Source organism: Acinetobacter sp. GW821-FHT09D10, from assembly GCF_059416285.1.
In genome coordinates, this window is record NZ_JBWKOW010000006.1 from 38,477 (window position 1) to 59,195 (window position 20,719).

Annotated in this window: 15 protein-coding genes and 1 tRNA gene; 9 read left to right on the top strand and 7 right to left on the bottom strand. The window is 37.6% G+C overall.

Translation table 11 applies throughout. The features are described from left to right. Positions 1-41 precede the first annotated feature (41 nt). Entirely contained in the window at positions 42-416 is a 375-nt protein-coding gene (locus AC07M3_RS13730; protein ID WP_056481643.1) for a diacylglycerol kinase, read from the bottom strand. 106 nt (positions 417-522) lie between these two features. On the opposite strand from AC07M3_RS13730, the gene AC07M3_RS13735 reads away from it, so the two are divergent. Continuing rightward, the gene (locus tag AC07M3_RS13735; RefSeq protein ID WP_133747200.1) at positions 523-1,485 is read left to right on the top strand and encodes an MBL fold metallo-hydrolase; all 963 of its coding nucleotides are present in this window, start codon (positions 523-525) and stop codon (positions 1,483-1,485) included. 43 nt (positions 1,486-1,528) lie between these two features. On the opposite strand, the gene AC07M3_RS13740 is transcribed toward AC07M3_RS13735, so the two are convergent. Then, positions 1,529-2,671 carry a glycerophosphodiester phosphodiesterase gene (locus tag AC07M3_RS13740; RefSeq protein WP_494567557.1) on the bottom strand — a complete coding sequence of 381 codons (1,143 nt, stop codon included), beginning with the start codon at positions 2,669-2,671 and terminating at the stop codon, positions 1,529-1,531. A gap of 263 nt (positions 2,672-2,934) precedes the next feature. On the opposite strand from AC07M3_RS13740, the gene AC07M3_RS13745 reads away from it, so the two are divergent. Together AC07M3_RS13745 and AC07M3_RS13750 are read left to right on the top strand one after the other, a co-directional pair. Next, positions 2,935-6,030: a multidrug efflux RND transporter permease subunit gene (locus AC07M3_RS13745; RefSeq protein WP_494567558.1), complete on the top strand. Its 3,096-nt coding sequence runs from the start codon at positions 2,935-2,937 to the stop codon at positions 6,028-6,030. Positions 6,031-6,103: 73 nt separating this feature from the next. Continuing rightward, positions 6,104-6,682, top strand: a complete 579-nt coding sequence (locus AC07M3_RS13750; protein WP_092709460.1) for a DUF4112 domain-containing protein — start codon at positions 6,104-6,106, stop codon at positions 6,680-6,682. A gap of 46 nt (positions 6,683-6,728) precedes the next feature. Here AC07M3_RS13750 and htpX read toward each other — a convergent pair whose 3' ends face one another. Next, positions 6,729-7,634 carry a protease HtpX gene (gene htpX / locus AC07M3_RS13755; RefSeq protein ID WP_003650116.1) on the bottom strand — a complete coding sequence of 302 codons (906 nt, stop codon included), beginning with the start codon at positions 7,632-7,634 and terminating at the stop codon, positions 6,729-6,731. Between the two features lie 247 nt (positions 7,635-7,881). Next, positions 7,882-8,751 (bottom strand): lytic transglycosylase domain-containing protein, encoded by an 870-nt coding sequence (locus AC07M3_RS13760; protein ID WP_213031178.1) that lies wholly within the window; start codon positions 8,749-8,751, stop codon positions 7,882-7,884. A gap of 504 nt (positions 8,752-9,255) precedes the next feature. Here AC07M3_RS13760 and ttcA point away from each other — a divergent pair. Together ttcA and AC07M3_RS13770 are read left to right on the top strand one after the other, a co-directional pair. Beyond that, the gene (ttcA, locus tag AC07M3_RS13765) at positions 9,256-10,161 is read left to right on the top strand and encodes a tRNA 2-thiocytidine(32) synthetase TtcA (protein WP_004643831.1); all 906 of its coding nucleotides are present in this window, start codon (positions 9,256-9,258) and stop codon (positions 10,159-10,161) included. A 204-nt stretch (positions 10,162-10,365) separates the two neighbouring features. Beyond that, complete coding sequence (locus tag AC07M3_RS13770) at positions 10,366-10,749, top strand: SCP2 sterol-binding domain-containing protein (protein ID WP_003650124.1); 384 nt, start codon at positions 10,366-10,368, stop codon at positions 10,747-10,749. A gap of 91 nt (positions 10,750-10,840) precedes the next feature. On the opposite strand, the gene AC07M3_RS13775 is transcribed toward AC07M3_RS13770, so the two are convergent. Next, on the bottom strand, positions 10,841-11,953 hold the full coding sequence (locus AC07M3_RS13775) for an MltF family protein (RefSeq protein ID WP_133747194.1): 1,113 nt from the start codon (positions 11,951-11,953) through the stop codon (positions 10,841-10,843). Between the two features lie 372 nt (positions 11,954-12,325). On the opposite strand from AC07M3_RS13775, the gene greB reads away from it, so the two are divergent. The 4 genes from greB (at position 12,326) to AC07M3_RS13795 (ending at position 18,682) form a co-directional block, all read left to right on the top strand. Continuing rightward, a complete protein-coding gene (greB, locus tag AC07M3_RS13780; protein WP_005045696.1) occupies positions 12,326-12,820 on the top strand; it encodes a transcription elongation factor GreB in 495 nt (164 codons plus the stop codon). 89 nt (positions 12,821-12,909) lie between these two features. Next, a tRNA-Ser gene (locus tag AC07M3_RS13785) sits at positions 12,910-12,999 on the top strand. A gap of 337 nt (positions 13,000-13,336) precedes the next feature. Continuing rightward, positions 13,337-17,335, top strand: coding sequence for a delta-poly-L-ornithine synthetase PosA (gene posA / locus AC07M3_RS13790; RefSeq protein ID WP_494567559.1), 3,999 nt, complete (start codon positions 13,337-13,339; stop codon positions 17,333-17,335). A 468-nt stretch (positions 17,336-17,803) separates the two neighbouring features. Continuing rightward, the gene (locus AC07M3_RS13795) at positions 17,804-18,682 is read left to right on the top strand and encodes a MetQ/NlpA family ABC transporter substrate-binding protein (protein WP_005038764.1); all 879 of its coding nucleotides are present in this window, start codon (positions 17,804-17,806) and stop codon (positions 18,680-18,682) included. A gap of 157 nt (positions 18,683-18,839) precedes the next feature. Here AC07M3_RS13795 and AC07M3_RS13800 read toward each other — a convergent pair whose 3' ends face one another. Continuing rightward, the gene (locus AC07M3_RS13800) at positions 18,840-19,583 is read right to left on the bottom strand and encodes a TSUP family transporter (protein ID WP_005045700.1); all 744 of its coding nucleotides are present in this window, start codon (positions 19,581-19,583) and stop codon (positions 18,840-18,842) included. A gap of 43 nt (positions 19,584-19,626) precedes the next feature. Continuing rightward, entirely contained in the window at positions 19,627-20,691 is a 1,065-nt protein-coding gene (locus AC07M3_RS13805; protein ID WP_494567560.1) for a hypothetical protein, read from the bottom strand. Positions 20,692-20,719 lie beyond the last annotated feature (28 nt).

Genomic DNA, 20,719 nt, shown 5'->3' on the forward strand with positions numbered 1-20,719 from the left:
TTGTTACAGCCATGCTTATTTACTTATAAGCATGGTTTTTTTTATCCTAATAAAATGAACAACCATGTAATGGCAATAATAGAAAGTGCAACAAATTGAGCAGCACTTCCCATATCTTTTGCATTTTTAGAAAGTTGATGTTTTTCAAGAGAAACTCGATCAACCACTGCTTCAATAGCTGAATTGAACAGTTCAACGATCATTGCAAACAAACATACAATAATGAGTAAGACATGTTCACTGCGGGTTACATCAAGAAAAAAACTGACTGGAATTAAAATAAGATTAATAAAAACAATTTGACGGAAAGCTGCCTCATTTTTATATGCTGCTTTAAATCCGGAAATAGAGTAGCCCGTTGCATTTAATATGCGCTTAAGACCAGTTTTGCCCTTATAAGGAGAATAGCTATTCATTTACTTATATTTCTGACACATTTCATGCATTATATAATTTGGGTCTTAAAAAATTATTAAATCTTTTTTAAAGATTTTGACTTTATAACTGAATAGAGAAGAAGAGATGAAAAAATTATGTGTAGCTTTGGGTCTTGCATTCTGTAGCATGCATGCAACGTATGCCGAGCAAGCTCCTACCCAGCAAGTACCAGGTTATTATCACCATCAATTTGGTAAATATCGTGTGACTTCTTTACTTGATGGCACAATTTATCTAAATCCTAATTTATTTAAAAACTTAAATCAGACTCAGAAAACTAAAATATTAACTAAATATGCTGCTGTGAATGAGAAGGGGATTCAAACTTCGGTCAATGCATTTTTAGTAGATGATGGCAAAAGTTTGACGCTTGTAGACAGTGGCGCAGCAAGCTGCTTTGGTCCACAGCTTGGCTCGATTGCAAAAAATATTGAATTGGCAGGTTATCAACTGGCAAATGTAAAAACAGTATTGCTTACACATTTACACCCAGACCATGTATGCGGTATTGCTCAAAATGGAAAAGCTGTATTTCCAAATGCAACCGTTTATGCACATGAACGTGAGGCTGATTATTGGTTAAATCCAGCTTCTGAAAAAACAGTGCCAGCAGATAAAAAAGAAAGCTACTTAGGTACTGTGAAAAATGTAAAAACTGCTCTTGCTCCTTATCAAGCAAAAAAAGCATTTAAGACATTTAAAGATGGTGATGTCATTCAAGGCTTTGAAGTGATCGATACACGTGGCCATACGCCTGGTCATCACAGCTTTCGCTTAAAGAGTAATGATCAGCAAATCATTTTTGTTGGAGACATTGTTCACTCACATTCTTTGCAGTTTGATGCTCCAAAAACAGGGGTAGATTTTGATGTGAATTCTGAGCAGGCGATTAATACCCGTTTAAAAATGTTTGCTGAAATTTCAAATAAGCAGCAATGGGTTGCAGCGCCACATTTACCATTCCCAGGCATTGGTCATGTTTATAAAGTAAATGCTGAGCAATATCAGTGGATCCCACTTTATTTTGATAATGTCGTAGAGAAATAAAAAACAGGGCATTTATTGCCCTGTTTTTTATTAGAAACTTTGATTATTTTGCTGCTTTCTCAAAGTTATTCACGGCTTCACGGCCAAGTGCTGGGTCATCTGTAAAGACTCCATCAACACCTGCTTTGAAATATGCTTCAAACTCTTTTAAAGCACCAGATGGGCAGCGCTCAGCTGGTTTATCTTGACTGCATTTTAAAGGCGCTGGTAAAAAATTATTTTCTGGACGGAAAGTATAAGGATGTACTTTTAAGCCAACCGTATGTGCATCAGAAATAAATGAAGTCGTTTGAACTGAGCCATTGTCATTAAAGCTCAGAATATAGCCTTTACTTGGTCCTACACCGTTCGCATATTTAGCAACATCTTTTAAGCCTTGTCCTGTGGCTAAATCAGCATAAGTTTTAGTATCGCCAGATTCAACGAAGTCGGCTGGTTGAGAGGTTTTAGCATCATATAATTGAATGATTTGTGCGTGTTTAATGGTTTTATGAAGGTCGAGTTGATCTTTTAGATATTTTAAATTGCTGACTTCAAAAGACTGTAAATAGACAGGTGCAATATCACGTGTATATTTATATTTGGCTAATGTTTTAAGAAGGGTATCTTCCATTGCCAGATTATGATTTTTAAAGTAAGTCGGATGTTTAGTTTCAATATATAAACCAATAATTTTTCCAGTTTTTTTATAATTTGCTTCAGCCAGCTCAATCACTTGTTCTAGGGTCGGGACTGGATAGAGATCATTATAAGCGGTGTTTGCAGGTCGGAACTCTGGAATACGCTCACGCGCTTTAATTTGCTGTAATTCATTTAAAGTAAAGTCTTCCGTAAACCAACCTGTTAAGTCCTTGCCATCAATATTTTTCGTTACTTTACGGTCTGCAAATTGAGTTAAGGTACTCACATTGGTTGTTCCACCAATCTCATTTTCATGGCGAGTAACTAATACGCCGTCTTTTGTAGACACTAGATCTGGTTCAATAAAATCTGCACCATCGTCTATGGCTTTTTGATATGAAGCTAGGGTGTGTTCTGGACGTAAAGCGCTAGCTCCACGGTGTCCTATCACTAAAATTTTAGGAAGTTGATATTCTGGTGTAGTTGGCGTGTTTTCAGTTTTATCATCGTCATTACAGCCAACCAAGCTAATTAAACTTAAGCATAAAATTGCTTTTTTAAACATAATGCTACTCATATTGTTTTAGTTGAAACGGCTCTAGTCTGCTCATTGAACTTGACGTGATCATGAAGAATTCATGAATTTTCAGTGACACTTGTTAAAACCTTGTTTATGGGTTTGTAGGAAATGCCCATTCTGGCTTTGTTTTTGTCTTAATTGCATTTATTGTGTTAATTCTACTTGTCTTTTATATATCGCTCGTTGATGATCAAGATGCCGAATTCGGTATTGCCACCTGTTAATTGACGACTTAATTCTGAGCAGCCATGCTATCTAAATTCTTTATTCAGCGCCCTATTTTTGCCAGTGTACTAGCAATTATTGTTATGGCATTTGGTATTTTCTCGGTGCTGAATTTACCCGTAGAACGTTATCCTGATATTGCCCCTCCAAAAATTACAGTATCGGCAAGTTATAGTGGGGCAGATGCACAAACGGTTGAGCAAAGTGTTACTCAGATTTTAGAACAACAAATACAGGGTATAGATCACTTACTTTATTTCAGTTCGACCAGTGATTCATCGGGACGTAGCCGAATTACGATTAGTTTTGATAATGGAACAAATCCAGATACGGCACAGGTGCAAGTACAAAATAGCATTAGTGGTGTCATAAGACGTTTGCCAGATGAAGTACAACGCCAAGGGGTGACGGTAAGTAAGTCACTCGGCGACACTTTTATGGTGGTAGGTTTATATGACTCGACAGGTAAAGCGGGCAATATTGAGCTATCGGACTATTTAACAACGCACGTGGTAGATGACTTAAACCGTATTGAAGGGGTCGGTGAGTCTGATGTGTTTGGTTCGCAATATGCAATGCGAATCTGGCTAAACCCCGATAAATTAAAACAATATAATTTAATGCCAAGTGATGTTGCCAGTGCAATCACCGCTCAAAATACACAGGTGGCTGCGGGTGCAATTGGTGATTTACCTGTTATCGATGGGCAATATTTAAATACGAAAGTTACAGCCGGTTCTCGACTAAAAACAGTCGAAGAATTTAAAAATATTGTAGTGAAATCAAATCAAACAGCGAGCTATGTCTATTTAAAAGATATTGCCAGAGTTGAGTTGGGTGCAGAAAACTATCAGTCTTTTAACACCATTAATGGTTATCCTGCTGCTGGTTTAGGTATTTCGCTATCTTCAGGTGCGAATGCCATTCAGACCTCTAAGCTTATTCATCAAACTCTAGATCAGGTTACAAGCAAGTTACCAGCCGGATATAAAATTGTTTATCCACGAGATAATACGCCGTTTGTGCAAGAGTCGATTAAGGAAGTAGTGAAAACACTTATTGAAGCGATTATTCTCGTTATTTTGGTGATGTTCCTATTTTTACAAAGCTGGCGCGCTACACTCATTCCGAGTATTACTGTGCCGGTTGTTATTTTAGGAACTTTTGCTGTCTTATATGTGCTTGGTTTTAGTATTAACACTTTAACTTTATTTGCACTGGTACTCGCCATTGGCTTGTTAGTTGATGATGCCATTGTAGTCGTGGAAAACGTTGAACGGCTCATGCATGAACAGCACTTAACACCGAAAGAAGCAGCCATTGAGTCGATGGGAGAAATTAGTGGAGCCTTAATTGGGATTACATTGGTTTTAACCGCGGTTTTTATTCCAATGTCCTTTTTAGGTGGTTCAATTGGGGTTATTTACCGTCAGTTTTCCATTACTTTAGTTGCCGCTATGGCGTTATCGCTCGTCGTTGCATTAGTCCTAACACCTGCTTTGTGTGCCCTAATTTTAAAACCTAACCCTAAGCCTATGCGTTGGGCGGTTTGGTTTAACCAAAAAATTGATCAACTTAAAAATCAATATATAAAAATCGTACAAACAAGCATTCGTTACAGTAAATCGGTTGTTGTGATTTTTGTGGCTTTGATTGCTGTTTTCGCCCTGTTCTATAGTGGTTTAAAAAGTGGATTTATTCCTAAAGAAGATCAAGGCATTTTAAGTGTTCAAATTAAGCTTGTGGATAGTGCCCCAATTTCTCAAAGTCAGAAAATTGGTGAACAAGTTCGTCAATATTTCCTGACTCAAGAAGATAAAAATGTCGACTTGGTTTTAATCCGTTATGGCCGAAATTACTCGGGTACAGGACAGAACTTGGCACAAGGATTTATTGCTTTAAAACCGTGGGATGTGCGTACTGGAAAAGATGATTCGGCAGACGCTATACAAAAGCGTGCGATGAAATATTTTAGCCGTTTTAATAATGCTCAAATCAATGTGACTTTACCTGCTTCAGTCAATGGTCTAGGTCAAACTGATGGTATGGATTTATGGATTCAAGATTTAAATGGGCAGGGTCAAGATTTTCTAGATAGCATCTTCCGTCAGTTGCAAACACAGAGCAAAAGTTACTCAACTTTCGAAAATTTTGATAAGCAATCAACCAACAGTAAAGCAAACCTCAATATCAAGATTGATCAAAAACAAGCATTAGCCAATGGATTAGAGCTACCTGCGATTAATAACACCCTGTCGAGTGCATGGGGTGGAACTTACGTGAATGACTTTATCGATCGTGGTCGTATCAAGCGTGTCATGATTCAAGGTGATGCTGAGTTTAGATCGAAACCGGAAGATTTATATAATTGGTCTGTACGTAATAACCAAAATGAAATGGTTCCGTTTAGTTCATTTGCTAACTTTAGCTGGGGCGGGGCTCCTGAAATCGTAAAACGCTATATGGGTTATAGTGCTTTACAGCTACAGGCAGATGTTGCGAGTGGTAGCAGTTCAGGTCAAGCAATGAAAGATGTTGAACAACTCGTAAATCAGCAAAAGGATGTGGGTTTAGCATGGACTGGTTTATCTTTTGAAGAACAGAAGTCGACAAATCAGGCCGTCTGGTTATATTTAATCTCGGCAGGCTTTATTTTCTTATGTTTAGCTGCTTTATATGAAAGCTTGAGCATTCCAGCCGCTGTGATGACATCTATTCCGCTTGGCGTAGGGGGAAGTGTAATTTTCTCTTATATTTTTGGACTGCCAAATGACGTGTATTTCCAAATCGCAATGTTAACCACGATTGGCTTATCGTGCAAAAATGCAATTTTGATTGTTGAGTTTGCAGCCTTGGCTCAAGAAAAGGGTAAGAATGCGATTCAAGCGGCTTTAGAAGGCGCTAGCTTGCGTTTAAGACCCATTCTAATGACTTCCTTAGCCTTTGGTGCTGGAGTAATCCCTTTGGTCTTTGCTCAAGGTGCAGGGGCTGTGAGTCGTCAAGAAATCGGTATTAGTATTTTAGGTGGCGTCATGTTTGGTACAGTGCTGGTTTTATTCTTTATTCCAGTGATGTACGTGTTGCTTCGTTCATTGTTTAGATCGAAAGCTTCTAGCTAAAAGTAAACAATTTTAAAAAGAGGCATTAAATCAAGTATATTAAGTTTAACTTCTCTTCATATATTTGATTTAGATGCCTCAAGAAAAAAAATTAACAGAGCAGCAGGTCATCGCACTAGAACGAGACCTTGCCAAGTTTGCCACCATGATGGACAGCGCAGTGCGTATCCCTTTTACAAAGCAGGGTATTGGTGCTGATGCTGCATTGAGTACGATTCCAATTGCTGGTGATGTTGCTGGTTTCGCGCTGACGTGCTATGCCATATATAAAGCCAAACAGATTGGTGTACCTCAACATAAATTAACTCCAGTCATTAAACTGGCAGTTGTAGATGCTGTAGTGGGCTTTGTTCCGGTTGCAGGAACTATTTTTGATATTTTTATACGTCCTAGCAGAAAAGCATTAGATGTGGTGCATACGCACATACGTGAAGAATATGCGATTCAAAGTGATATTCATGTCGTTCATCCATATTTACATGAAAAGCTTGAAAAGAAGCAGCAGCACTCAGCCTTCTGGCGTAATCCTGTGGTGAGTTGGTTATGGTTACATATACCCGATTTATTAGGTGCTTTTGTACTACTTTTAATTGGCTTGGCTGTTTGGTGGGGAGCAAGTTATCTGTGGAGTTTTTATCAATCAATGTCATAAAAATAAAGCCTCCGATTGGAGGCTTTATTTCTTCACGTTAAACGTTTTATGGGCAATCTAATTGATGTAAAGCTGCCACACGTTGTTCAATTGTTGGGTGGGTTTGGAACAAAGCAGCTAAGCTGAAACCTTGTTCTTTACCTTCCGCAATCGCGAAAGCTTTCATTTCTTTTGGCATTTGATCTGGCATTTCTGTCTCAGCTTGTAGACGTAATAATGCAGAAATCATTGCTTGTTTACCTGCTAAACGCGCACCTGCTTCATCAGCACGATATTCACGATAACGAGAGAACCACATCACAATCGCAGAAGCGAGAATACCAAAGACAATATCTAATACCATGGTAATAACGAAGTAACCCATACCCGGTGCTTCATCATCTTGACGACCAAAAACATTACGGTCGATAAAGTCACCGACTACACGAGCAAAGAACATAACAAAGGCGTTCACGACACCTTGGATGAGTGCTAGGGTAACCATGTCACCATTCGCAACGTGACCAATCTCATGCGCAAGCACAGCACGGAGCTCATCTTTATTCATACGCTCAAGTAGACCAGATGAAACGGCAACTAAGGCATCATTTTTATTCCAACCTGTTGCAAAAGCATTGGATTGATATGATGGAAAAATACCAACTTCTGGCATATTAATACCAGAACGTTGAGAAAGTTCAGCGACTGTTTGCAATAACCAGCTTTCAGCTTGGTTACGAGGAGCATTCGGGTCGATCAGTTCTGTACCGGTCGTTTTCTTAGCCATCCATTTTGACATGAATAACGAGATTAAAGATCCCACCATACCAAACACAAAACAGATTACTAAAAGGTTGCCTAGATTTAAGCCACCCGCGCCATGGTAACTACCGACACCGAAGAGTGACAAAATAATGCCAGCTACAACCAGTACCGCGAGGTTGGTAAGCAAAAACAAACCAATCCGCATCATTGAGAAAATCCTCTTATAAATAAAATGTTATCTGATTTACAAATTCTAAATCATGCAGCTAATATGCGGGGCTTAGGAGAAAAATTCAAGAAAAAAATAAGGAATTGATACATTCTTTCACGAAGTAGAATGTACCTAAATTTAAAGAATTATTGGCTAAATTCGCCTAAATGGTAAGGATCAGGTAATAGATCTTTACAATTTAAAGCACAGCAACTTGACGAAATAGATCCGTCAGTAAAAGTTCTTATTCAATTCGAATATGTGCAATAGCCGTGGCGTTGTTCGTGACATAAGTACCCGTAGGCGCATCAGTAAATGTCCCATTAGATAAAGTCACAATTTGACGAGAAGAGGAATATTTAGGTGCTGGCGCTGCTATTTGAGCTGTTGTGTTTTCCGTTAAATTAGAAGACTGAGAAGAGACTTGCGCTGAAGTATTAGAAGAATTAGTAAAAGATGAAAAACCTGAACCAGATGAATATAAGTTTTGATATCGACTGGTTACACGGCGAACGTAATCTTGTGTTTCGCGAAAAGGTGGAATACCGCCGTACTTATCAACGTTACCTTCACCTGCATTATAAGCAGCAAGTGCCATTTGTGTATTGCCACGAAAACGCTTGAGCAACCAGCTTAAATATTTTGCACCTGCAAAAATATTTTGTTGAGCATCGAAGGCATTGGTTACGTTAAATCGACGTGCAGTCGCAGGCATAAGCTGCATAAGACCTTGTGCACCCACAGGAGAGCGAGCATTTACATTAAATCCTGACTCGGTATGCATGACGGCCTTAATTAAGCCTTCTGATACGCCGTGTTGCTGTGCAGCCTGTTTAATAATGTGGTCAAAAGCGTTTTTATTTTTATTGTAGCTTGGTAGAACAGAGGCCTCTGAGGCTCCCCAGTTCGTATAACTATGAATATTACTGTCAGGGTAATAGGTCACTTTTACTTTTTTAAGTGATTGATCATAACTTTTCCGATTCGTCAGTAAAGTACTACCATTTTTATCTTGGTAAATATACATTTGGCCTGCTGAGCTCGACGTTATGCCGACCGAAAAAGTGGTCATCCCCAGTAAACAAGAAAAAAGAAATTGAACCGGTTTTTTCATTTTATGTTATTCACAATTTTAAGGTATTCAAAACTTGTCGAAGAGTTTATCAAAAAATATTACAGAAAGAACTTTTGTGTAATTTTTTTTATTTCGACTCTTTCAAAAAATCAAGCTGTTTTGTTCGAATGCTCATCAAAAAAAATTAAAAATTATTTTTAAAATGATTCTATTGACTTGACTAACATGTTGATATTTAACGGCAAAAAACATTGGTTAAAAAATGATCAATTTAAATAAAACCCTTAACAGAAGGTCTAAACAGTTTGTCAAGTACGAAGAAATCCACAATTTTATCCACAGGTTTTGTGGAAAACTGTGGAAAAGTCCAAAAAGTAAGCACTTTGCACGTATTTTGAACGCTTCAGTCAAAATAAAGCACGACTTTTGCATCATGCAGGAGCAATGTGACGGCTTCAAGAATTGAAACTATTCTTTTGATGCGATTCTCGTCCGAATCATATAAAATTGCGCGGTATTTTTATTTATGGGTATATCTCGTCTATGTACGCGCCAGTTGAGTCTAATCAGGGATTTAATTTTAAGCCTGAACTTCCAACAAGCTCGGCCTATTACCGTTTGCTCAAGAAGCTTCGCCGTCAAGTTGGGCATGCTATTCGTGACTTCAATATGCTTGAAGAGGGCGATAAGGTCATGGTGTGTGTGTCTGGTGGTAAAGACAGTTATACCTTGCTCGATATCATGTTGCAGTTTAAACGTATTGCACCAATCAATTTTGATGTTGTTGCGGTTAACCTTGACCAAAAGCAACCAGGCTTTCCTGAAGATGTCTTACCTCGTTATATGGAAGAAAATAACATTCCATATTACATTTTAGAAAAAGACACCTATACCATTACTAAGCGTTTAACACCGGAAGGTAAAACCTACTGTGCAGTATGTTCGCGTTTGCGTCGTGGTTCTTTGTATGGCTTTGCACAAGAAATTGGTGCGACTAAAGTTGCTTTAGGACATCACCGCGATGACATTCTTGCAACGTTCTTCTTAAATCTGTTTCATGGTGGTAGTTTAAAGGCAATGCCTCCAAAGCTTTTATCATCAGATAAGAAGAATATTCTGATTCGTCCATTGGCATATGTTGAAGAAAAAGACATCATCAAATATGCCGAGTTGCGTCAGTTCCCAATCATTCCATGTAACCTTTGTGGTTCGCAGGAAAACTTACAGCGTGCCATGCTTAATGACATGCTACGTGACTGGGATAAACAATATCCAAAACGCTTACACAGCATTTTCGGTGCGTTACAAAACGTATCTCCGTCTCAGTTAGCGGACCGTGAATTGTTTGATTTCGAAGCGCTAGATTCTCAGCGCGAGCTGGATTTTAAAGATCCAGAAGAGCTTAAGAATCGCTTAGATGTTGTGAACTTAAGTTTTGCTGCTGAGTAAAACTACTTGATAAGTCAATTAAAGGCACTTTATAAACAAGTGCCTTTAATGTATCAAAATACTAAAAAATGAATGTTCCGTACAAAAAGTCATAGCCCAAAATTTAAATTACATGCTATAACAACGCTCAAGCAGAATTGCTTCACATGATGTTGTCTGGATAGGCAACTAGAGAAATTGAACAAATAAATTTGAGGAAGAATCATGCCTGCATTTTTAACTGAAGATTGGTTTGCTACTGTCGAAAAATTAACTGCTGAAGCAGGGGATCTTAATTTGCCACCCGCTCTTGCGAATTTGGCAATTAATTTAGTAGTTACAGATGCTTCTGGAAATACCGAATTAGCTTTAGATGGGGGTAAAATCAAAAAAGGTTTGTCTTCAAATGCCAAAACAACTTTAAATATGGATGCTGAAACTTTACGTAAAGTATTCTTAGAGTTTGATATGGCTGCTGCTATGCAGGCATTCATGACTGGTAAAATTAAAGTTCAAGGCGATATGTCTCAATTGATGGCTTTGCAAACAGCTAAGCCAAGCCAAGAACAAAAAGATTTATTTAAGAAAGTATTAGAGCAAACAGCTTAAATTTAAAAGAATTCATATAAAAAGCTTACCCCAAGAGGTAAGCTTTTTATTCATACAAACAATGAATTTATCAACTTTTAAACAATAAAAATTAGATATTGATTCGTGTTTGCGCCGTTTTGATATGTTCAAGATAAGCACGAATACGAGTGACATATTGAACCGCTTGCTTATATCGACCATTACGCGTTTTATTACTTTGCAAATAATCGTAGAGATTAACCCACTGATTTGGATCTTTCCCTTGTGCCTGCAAGCGCTTCTGAATCTGGTTTACCGCACCTGGTCCCATATTATAGGCCACAAGCGCATACCAGTTCCGATCAGGGAAAGGAATATCATCATATTCACTTAGCATCTGGTCGTAATACTTTGCTCCACCTTGAATGCTTTGAGCTGGATCACTACGATTGCTTACACCCATTGCTCGAGCAGTGCTATTGGTCAGCATCATTAAGCCACGAACACCTGTGGGAGAAACAGATTCTGGCTTTAAGTATGATTCTTGATAACCAATGGCGGCAAGTAAATGCCAGTCGAGATCATATTTAGCTGCACTTTGTTTAAAGCTCGCTTTATAAATCGGTAAACGCGTCGTTAAGTCACGTTGAATGGTTGACCAAGCTTCTGGTTTCACTACATTACGATTATAGAAAGAAGCGAGTTGCTGAGTCACACCATTTTGCTTACTTTGGCATACAAAGCCACTAGCAGTCTGGGTGAGGGGGTCATCAGCTTGTTTAAATACCCAGCTTAACTCAGAATTTAAACCATTTTTCTGCAAATTGACTGTGTCACCACAACTTGCAGAAAAGGACATTAAACCTTTGTTCTCGATGGTACTTAAGCCTGCCGTAGTCATCGCAAAGTTTGCTTTACCTTGCTGAACCCATCTAAGTGCAGTGGCATTGTCTGCCACAATTTTAAAGTCCAGCTTTACATTAAGGCTTTGTGCATAGTTACGTGCTAAGTCGTAACCAAAACCATGTAAGAACTGATCTTCTTTGAAAACGGTTGTCGGGCTTTCCACCGCAACAACAGTTAGAGTGTTTGTATTTACTACAGTATTGTACTGTAGGGTTTTTCCTGCATTAATACTATGAAATGGAAAAAGCATAGTACTGAGTGCAAGTGCTTTTAACGGGAGAGAAGAAAATAAAGAGTTAAGGCAAAGCCTCGACCCTGAACTTGAATTACTGTGCATGTTGTCTCCGCTACAGATAATTTATGCCCAAAAAGTCAGACAATAAGCTGCCATAACTTTTAAAAGTTGATAAATTCAATAAGGGGTGGGCAGTCATGACGTCATTCAAAATGACATGAAATGAAAAAAACAAACTGTGTAGAAAATCTACATAGTTTTCTAAAAGGTTAAAAAATGCTCAACATTTAATCTGCGCGCATCATAGTATTGAAAAAAAGTATTGTCAAATTTCGTACAATTAAATATTCGATATATCATCATAAACACATGAATTTCTTAAGGAAGAAAATTTATACACTTCTGATATGAGAAAATAGGGTATAAAATGCTACATCTTGTAAGCGATATGTTGTTGAACAGTGGTTTTTAATCATGAAATCTAACTTAATCACCCGATCAGGGCATGACAAATTAGTTGCTGAATTAAAACAACTTTGGCATGAAGAAAGACCGGAAATAACAAAGAAAGTGAATTGGGCTGCAAGCTTGGGTGATCGCAGTGAAAATGCAGATTATCAGTACAACAAGCAGCTACTTAGAAAAATTGATCGACGAGTACGCTATTTAGGAAAACGTTTAGAAGAATTAAAAATCATTGATTACTCCCCTGAGCAAGCCGGTAAAGTTTATTTTGGCGCTTGGGTCGAGATTGAAAACGAAGAAGGTGAGCAAAAAACTTTACGTATTGTAGGGATTGATGAAATTTATGATCATCACCCGCAGCATATTTCGATTGAATCACCTATGGCCCGTGCACTGCTCGGCAAAGAAGTAGATGATGAGATTGAAGTACACACGCCATCTGGGAAAAAGCTTTGGTATATCAATACAATTCGCTATGAGAAGAACGGAAACCCAGAAAACTAAATCAATTTGTATTTATTTTGAGCGTTTGAATTAAAAGTTAAATAAAAGGTTTGCCAACTTGGCTTTTTGTTTATATGATAGCGCTCGTTGGAAGCGTGGCAGAGCGGTTTAATGCACCGGTCTTGAAAACCGACGAGGGTGTGAGTCCTCCGTGAGTTCGAATCTCACCGCTTCCGCCAAATTCTTAAAAAGCCCTTGTTAATGACGAGGGCTTTTTTTTATGCCTGTTTTTTATTTTCTCGACTTATATCAATTTTGAATAAAGCTATTTAAATTTTATTGAAATACGTGCCTATATTTTTCCTTATTGTCATTCTAGTTTGATTTATAAGTAATAAAAATTGATTGCTCTTTTAATTAAATAACTCACTCCTCAATCTTAAAAGAAAATCTTTAATCTTCATTTAAGTTCAACTCTTTAATTTGTCGCCTAACAATTGATTTCTTTAATAAGTCATAAAAATCCAAACATGACTGTATTTAGGTTAAATCAAAAACTTAAAGAGAGTTATAAAAATGAACCAATGCGTAACAAGCTCGAAAAATATTATTCGTGGTAAATATCACCCTGAGTTTTTACAAGATGAAGTGCTGGCCGATATTTTTATTCAAACTGCTCAAAATCTCTCAGATAAAACAGCTTTAATTGAAGCAAATAAAACGCTGAGCTATGGAGAGTTATATCAACAAGCTTTCGTTATGGCGCAACAACTGACTTTAAATGGGGTAAAAGCAGGCGATATTGTCGGGTTGTGGCTACCAAGGGGTATTGAGCTTTTAAAAGCACAACTGGCAATTTGTTTGAGTGGCGCAGCGTGGCTTCCTTTTGATATGGATACGCCAGCAGACCGAATTGCAGTTTGTCTTGAAGATGCTGAAGCTGTAGGAATGATTACTACAGATGAATGGTATGAACATTTAGCTGAAGTGCCACAAACCAAATGGACAAACACTGAGCTACAACACCTTGTTATTAAAGAAGTAAGCTTACCGAAAACTACCCCAGATCAACCTGCCTATATTATTTACACTTCAGGCTCAACCGGAAAGCCGAAGGGTATTGTGATTACCCAAAAAAATATTTGTCACTTCCTTCGCAGTGAAAATAATATTTTGAATATTCAAGAGCAGGACAAAGTCTATCAAGGCTTTTCAGTCGCTTTCGATATGTCGTTTGAAGAAATCTGGCTTTCGTATTTGGTTGGGGCAACATTATGGATTGCTCCAAAAAACTTGGTGAGTGACCCTGAACGTTTATGCCAAACATTAAAGCAGGAACAAATTACAGTATTGCATGCTGTACCAACATTACTGGCTTTATTCCCTGAAGATGTACCTAACTTAAGAATTATTAACTTAGGTGGGGAAATGTGCCCGGATTCACTCGTTGACCGTTGGGCATTACCTCACCATCAAATGTTTAATACCTATGGCCCAACCGAGACTACGGTTACTGCAAGCTTAGAGCTATTACAACGTGGTAAACCAGTCACGATTGGGAGGCCGTTACCGAACTACGGTATGTTGGTGATTAATGCAGAACGGGAATTACTGGCTCAAGGTGAAACAGGTGAGCTCTGTATTTTTGGCCCAAGTGTGGCACCAGGCTATTTAGGGCGACCTGATTTAACGGCTGATAAGTTTATTGAAAACCCTTGGGCTATGAGTGCGGATGAAGAGTTACTTTACCGTACTGGGGATTTGGCAAAAATTGATGAATTTGGTCAAGTACATTGCTTAGGCCGTGCTGATGATCAGGTGAAAATTCGTGGTTTCCGTGTTGAACTCGGTGAAATTGAAGCGGCACTTTGTGATATTGATGGCATTGGCACAGCAGCAGTAATTCTACGTCAAGAAGACGGAATTGATCAGCTTATTGCTTTTATTGCATCTGAGCTTGATGCAAAACAGCCTATCGAAATTAAGCAGCTTCGTCATACTCTAGCTCAACGGTTACCGCCCTACATGGTGCCGAATCGTTTTGAGATTATTGAGGAAGTACCACGTTTATTATCTGGAAAAATTGACCGTAAAGCGTTAAAAGCAAGACCGCTTATGAGTGTGATTGACCGCAGTGAGTCTGATCAGCCACAAAATCCAGCAGAAGAAATCTTATTTGAAATTTTGACTCGTTTGTTTCCAAACATGCCAATTAAATTAGATTCGGATTTCTTTGATGATTTAGGTGGGCATTCGCTTTTAGCGGCCGTTTTAATTTCAAACCTGCGTGAACATCAAGAATATAGCCATCTTACAATTCAAAGCTTATATCAAGCCCGAAGAGTGGGGGCTATTGCAGCTTTAATGTTGGAGCAACCAGAGCCTACTTTATTTGATAGCCAAATTGGGCAAGACAACCCGCGTAATCAAACTTATAAATGGCTATGTGGTATTGCGCAGCTTGCGACTATTCCAGTTTTAATCTCGATTAATATTTTGCAGTGGTTGGCACCATTCTTTACCTATCACTATTTTACAGGGGGAACCCGAGATAGCATCCCGTATGCGATCTTGTTGTCTCTATTGGTTTATATCAGCGTTATTATTAGTAGTTTTATACTTTCCATTACTGTAAAACGATTATTAATGTTGGGCATTGGTGCAGGTCGTTATCCACTTTGGGGAATGACTTATTTCCGTTGGTGGTTAGCAGACCGTATTAGCAATATCTCACCAGTTTATCTTTTGTCAGGTTCAACTTTACTTAACCTCTATTTAAAAGCACTCGGCGCGAAAATCGGACATGATGTCACGATTAGTTCGGTTCATATTCGCATGCCATCTTTATTAACAGTTGAAGATGGTGTGAGTATTGGCTCTCAAGTGAATTTAGAAAATGCCAAAGTCGAACATGGACATTTGGTGTTGGGTTCAATCCACCTTAAAGAAGATAGTTATGTGGGTTCGTATGCTGTATTGGAAGAAAATACAGTGTTAGAAAAACAAGCTCACGTAAATGCCTTAACTTCAATTGAATATGACACAGTAATACCAGCCGGAGAAATTTGGGATGGAACACCTGCTAAAAAAATAGGACATGTCGATGAGCACGCTAAATTGCCTGAGCGTCCTAAATTATCGTTTATTCGCAAAATTGCTGAATATGGATATTATGGTGTTAGTGCTTTAATTATTGCTTGTATCTTCTTTATTCCGATTTTTCCAAGTTTCCTTTTAGTCGATTGGTTAGATGTAAACGTATTTAATATTAACCCGAATAACCACTTCCAAATCGCACTTTATTATTTCATTTTAGCCATTCCAGCTAGTGCAATGATGATGATGATTACTGCGGTAATTTCTTCTGGGCTGCGCAAAATTGTATTACCGAGCCTTGAGACAGGAACGTACGCTGTTCATGGCGGAACGTACTATCGTAAATGGTTTGCGGCTCAAATTTTAGAAACAAGCTTACAAACACTGCATGGCCTGTTTGCTACGATTTATGCGCCAACATGGTTCCGTATGTTAGGGGCAAAAGTCGGTAAAAATACTGAAATTTCTACAGCAACGGGCGTGATTCCCGAAATGCTGACTCTGGGCGAAGAAAGTTTTATTGCCGATGCGGTAATGTTGGGTGATGAAGAAATTAAAGGCGGTTGGATGTCGTTAAAAGCAACCAAAATCGGAAATCGTAGTTTTGTCGGAAACAGTGCTTATATTGCTGATGGAACTGTCTTACCAGACAATGTCTTAATTGGCGTACAGTCAAAAACACCAGATAACCTTGAAATGTATGATGGTCAAACTTGGTTTGGTTCGCCGTCATTATTATTGCCTGCACGTGAAGCTGCTGAAAAATATCCTGACCATTTAACGTTTAAACCAAGTTTCAAGCGCCGTTTCATGCGTGGTTTTATTGAAGGACTTCGTGTTGTATTGCCAGCCGCACTCGCAATTGGCGTAGGTTATATGATTGTATTAGATGTTATTGATGTTATTAATAACTACGGCATAGCGAAAGGACTATTAGCATTAACCATTGCAGGGCTGCTCTATGGCGTCGGCTGCTTCATTATTGTTGCATTGATGAAGTGGATCTTGATCGGACGTTATCAACCAAGTTCAGCACCAATGTGGACCATGTTTGTGTGGTTAAGTGAAGGGATTACCAGCTTATATGAATCAGTTGCCATTCCAAACTTCTTAAATTACTTAAGAGGAACGCCAATGTTACCATTCTTCTTGCGTATTTTAGGTGTTCGAATTGGTAAAGATGTCTACATGGATACGGCTGATATCACTGAGTTCGACTGTGTAAGCATTGGTGATCGTGCAGAGTTTAATAGCTTCTCAGGCCCACAAACCCACTTGTTTGAAGATCGTATTATGAAAATTGGACAAGTGAATATTGGAAATGATGTGGTTGTAAATTCACGTAGTATTATTTTATATAACGCCAATGTTAGCCACCATGCAGTGTTAGGACCTTTAACATTAGTTATGAAAGGTGAAAATATTCCTGCTAAATCTGCGTGGATTGGCTCACCAGCCGTGCCTTGGGTTCATAAATAATTGAATTTAAGTTTAACCATCTAATAAAAAAAAGCCTTTGTGAAAACAGGGGCTTTTTTTATACATAAGGCATAAATTAGCGTCATAGTTAGCTTAAATATTGCTAACAAATCCTGAAAATTTCATATAAATCAAATAAGTATATATTTTAATCGAAATTGTTATATTTATATAATATGTTTTTTATTATCAGTACCTTACCAAGCACGCGTCTATATATCAAAATCGAACAAGTTATTTGTAGAATATTCACTTATTGATATATGATGATCCCATATTTAGAAACTGATTCAAAACATAATTCTATTGTTCAGCGAGCAAGATCAAGGAAGAAATTAGGCTGAATTCAGGCTTCTAAACCCTTATATATCTGGAAATTATTTCCAGCCAAATATTGCATTTCGACCCAATGGTTGGGAATGCCTCGCTCTTTTGTAGAGTAGGCGTTTCCTATTTTAGGATATATCTATGAAAAAATTATTTAGTGTCCTGTTCAGCGCCTCTGTACTCACACTGACTGCATGTAATAAACAACCTGCACAAACTGAAAATACAGCACCAGCTAATGACAAAACTGAGTCAGTACGCACAATTAAACTTGTTTCAACAGGTTCAGATACTGACGTATGGAAATATGTTGCAACGCTTCCTGAGACTAAAGAAGCGGGCATTAAACTCGAAGTGACTAACTTGACTGACTACGTTGTGTTAAATACATCTGTAGCAAGTGGTGAGCAAGACGTAAATGCGTTCCAGTCATTTAACTATTTAGCTGCTTACAATGCTTCAAATACTGCTAAAGTTGCTGCTGTTGCGACAACTTACCTAGAGCCAATGGGTCTTTATGCAAATAAAGTTAAAACTGTTGATGAGTTCCCACAAGGCGCTACAATCGCGATTCCAAACGATACTGCTAACGAAGCGCGTGCATTAACATTATTACAGTCTGCTAAACTCATTAAACTTAAACCAGACTTTGACCCTGTAAAAGGGACAACCAATGACATCGCTGAAAATCCTAAAGGTTTAAAATTAAAACCAATTCAAATGACGACAGCAGTTCGTGTTAAAAACGATGTAGATGCAATTGTATTAGGTAATACATTGGCACTTGAAGGCGGCTTAAACGTACTGAAAGATTCTATCTTCCGTGAACCTATTGACCAGTCTACAAAGCTTTATGTGAACTTATTGGGTGTGGCTGAAGCGAATAAAAATGACCCGATCTATACGAAATTAGGTGAACTTTACCACTTACCTAAAGTACAAAAATTTGTGAGCGAAAAATTTGCAGGTACAAAAGTTGAAGTCAACAAACCTGTTTCTGAGTTTACAGACATTAAATAAGTAATTTTTTAATTAAAATTATTTTCAAAAGCTAAGTCTCGGTAATCGGGGCTTAGCTTTTTCTATGGTATGTTCTGTTTTAGAGTAATGAGCTCTTAACAGATTTAAGAGCCTCTAGAAAAAACGCTATTCAGATGCAAATAATGTAATAAATAGATTAAAAGAAATGGCTAAAATATATGAAAATAGGGTTCTTATGATCCAATAATAATTTTAGAGCCATACATAAGCTTATCAATATTAACAAAGGCTTAATTACTCTTGATCCAAATCTTACCGCAAATTTTGCGCCAATCGAAGCCCCAATAAAAGCTCCACCAGCCATCACTAAGGCGATTGGAAAAATGACATATCCTTTAATGATGAAAATAGATAAAGAACCTAGGTTACAAGCCACATTTGCCAATTTTGTATAAGATAAGGCACTTACCAACTTAAAACCTAATAATAGTACAAATGCAACTATGAAAAATGAACCGACTCCAGGGCCAAAAACTCCATCATAAAACCCTAGTAATGGTGCGACTAGAAGTGCAAATAGAAAATAAGGAATAAGTGGTTTTTTATCTACATCACTTAGTTTTGGTGAAAAAATAAAATATAAGGCTACTAAAATTAAAAGTATTGGAACAATCGTTAAAAGTACATTTTTAGGCATGAGGGTAACTGAAAGTGCCCCTAATATTCCACCTAAAAAAGACATACAAGCTATAGGGATTGCTTTACGCCACTCGATGAGTCCTTTTCTTGCGAAACTAATAGTTGCTGAAAGTGTTGCAGAGGCAGCTTGCAATTTATTGGTTGCTATTGCAGATACAGGAGGAACCCCTGATAAGAGCAATGCAGGCAGAGTTATTAAGCCACCCCCACCTGCAATAGCATCAATAAATCCAGCTACCATAGCCACTAAGCCTAAGATAAGTAGGAGTTCGAGATTCAATTTATTAGCCTTTCACAATAAGAGGATTTTTTTGCAGTACAATATAATCAAGATTTTTTCTATAACCAAATAAACGAACTAATGTTCTCCGGTTATCTTTAATAACATCTCGGCAATGTAAGCATAAACTATTATTAATAATTAAAACGGTATTAGGATTTAAATTAATAGAATCAACAATACTAGTTTTTCGAACAATTGATTCAAATTTATAAAAAGCATTTTTAATTTTTATAGAGGCATTCTCATTTGGAGTGAATCTATATGAATTGTATTTCATGGCTTTATAACCATATTTATCTACTTCTAGGATAGAAACATTTTCTCCTCCAGATCCTTGGCCCTCATTAAATGTTTCACTTCTTGTGAAATTAAAACTTTCTGTTGTTAAAGCCAGTATCTCTTCAATAGTTAATTGGCTTAACACTCTTGATATTGGAATTAAACTTGTAGGTTCATTTAAGGGGTTCCATCTTGCTGTTAAAATTAAGGAAGAAGGAGCTGGTGAGTGATTGTTAACAACTTTAGTAACTGTATGGTAAGGAGCTTCGGTGTGCGCAGTTAATTCTATACCTGAATGTGAACTCTTATCAGGATTCTCATTATCAATTTTTGTAGCTCCACCGCCTTTTAGGTTTGCAACAACTCTAACGATTTTACCCACATTATCAATATCAAACGCAAAAGCATCTTCCTCAAGGAGTGCCAATATTATTTGTTCAGAAGAGGCTAAGGTTAATATATCTATATCTTTTTCGAGTGTTTCAAGGGGTGGTAGTTGAGTTGATTGAGTAATATCAATTTTACTACGATCTAGTTTTTTAATATTTAGCCCTTCAAGTACTAGGTAAGGTATTTCTCTATGAATGTATTTTTCTATCATACTTTTTTCATATGAATTTAACTTTGCACTTAGTATTTCCTTAAAAGCCAGAATCTTTTCTTGAACATATAAAGAATCTGGACCTCCTAATAACGCCAACTCATATGACATTTCATTAATTAAATGAGAAATCTCGGAAGAAAGATGAAGGTGATAAGTTTCTAAGTTCTTAACTATTTGATTCATGGCTAGTTTATTGTGATTAAAATTCTGC

Bases quoted from the DNA above. Each gene is read 5' to 3' on its own strand.
- posA (WP_494567559.1), top strand. From the start codon at position 13,337: ATGAACCAATGCGTAACAAGCTCGAAAAATATTATTCGTGGTAAATAT.
- AC07M3_RS13740 (WP_494567557.1), bottom strand. From the start codon at position 2,671: ATGTTTAAAAAAGCAATTTTATGCTTAAGTTTAATTAGCTTGGTTGGC.
- AC07M3_RS13760 (WP_213031178.1), bottom strand. From the start codon at position 8,751: ATGAAAAAACCGGTTCAATTTCTTTTTTCTTGTTTACTGGGGATGACC.
- AC07M3_RS13770 (WP_003650124.1), top strand. From the start codon at position 10,366: ATGCCTGCATTTTTAACTGAAGATTGGTTTGCTACTGTCGAAAAATTA.
- greB (WP_005045696.1), top strand. From the start codon at position 12,326: ATGAAATCTAACTTAATCACCCGATCAGGGCATGACAAATTAGTTGCT.
- AC07M3_RS13730 (WP_056481643.1), bottom strand. From the start codon at position 416: ATGAATAGCTATTCTCCTTATAAGGGCAAAACTGGTCTTAAGCGCATA.
- AC07M3_RS13800 (WP_005045700.1), bottom strand. From the start codon at position 19,583: ATGGTAGCTGGATTTATTGATGCTATTGCAGGTGGGGGTGGCTTAATA.
- ttcA (WP_004643831.1), top strand. From the start codon at position 9,256: ATGTACGCGCCAGTTGAGTCTAATCAGGGATTTAATTTTAAGCCTGAA.
- AC07M3_RS13775 (WP_133747194.1), bottom strand. From the start codon at position 11,953: ATGCACAGTAATTCAAGTTCAGGGTCGAGGCTTTGCCTTAACTCTTTA.
- htpX (WP_003650116.1), bottom strand. From the start codon at position 7,634: ATGATGCGGATTGGTTTGTTTTTGCTTACCAACCTCGCGGTACTGGTT.
- AC07M3_RS13735 (WP_133747200.1), top strand. From the start codon at position 523: ATGAAAAAATTATGTGTAGCTTTGGGTCTTGCATTCTGTAGCATGCAT.
- AC07M3_RS13750 (WP_092709460.1), top strand. From the start codon at position 6,104: ATGCCTCAAGAAAAAAAATTAACAGAGCAGCAGGTCATCGCACTAGAA.
- AC07M3_RS13795 (WP_005038764.1), top strand. From the start codon at position 17,804: ATGAAAAAATTATTTAGTGTCCTGTTCAGCGCCTCTGTACTCACACTG.
- AC07M3_RS13805 (WP_494567560.1), bottom strand. From the start codon at position 20,691: ATGAATCAAATAGTTAAGAACTTAGAAACTTATCACCTTCATCTTTCT.
- AC07M3_RS13745 (WP_494567558.1), top strand. From the start codon at position 2,935: ATGCTATCTAAATTCTTTATTCAGCGCCCTATTTTTGCCAGTGTACTA.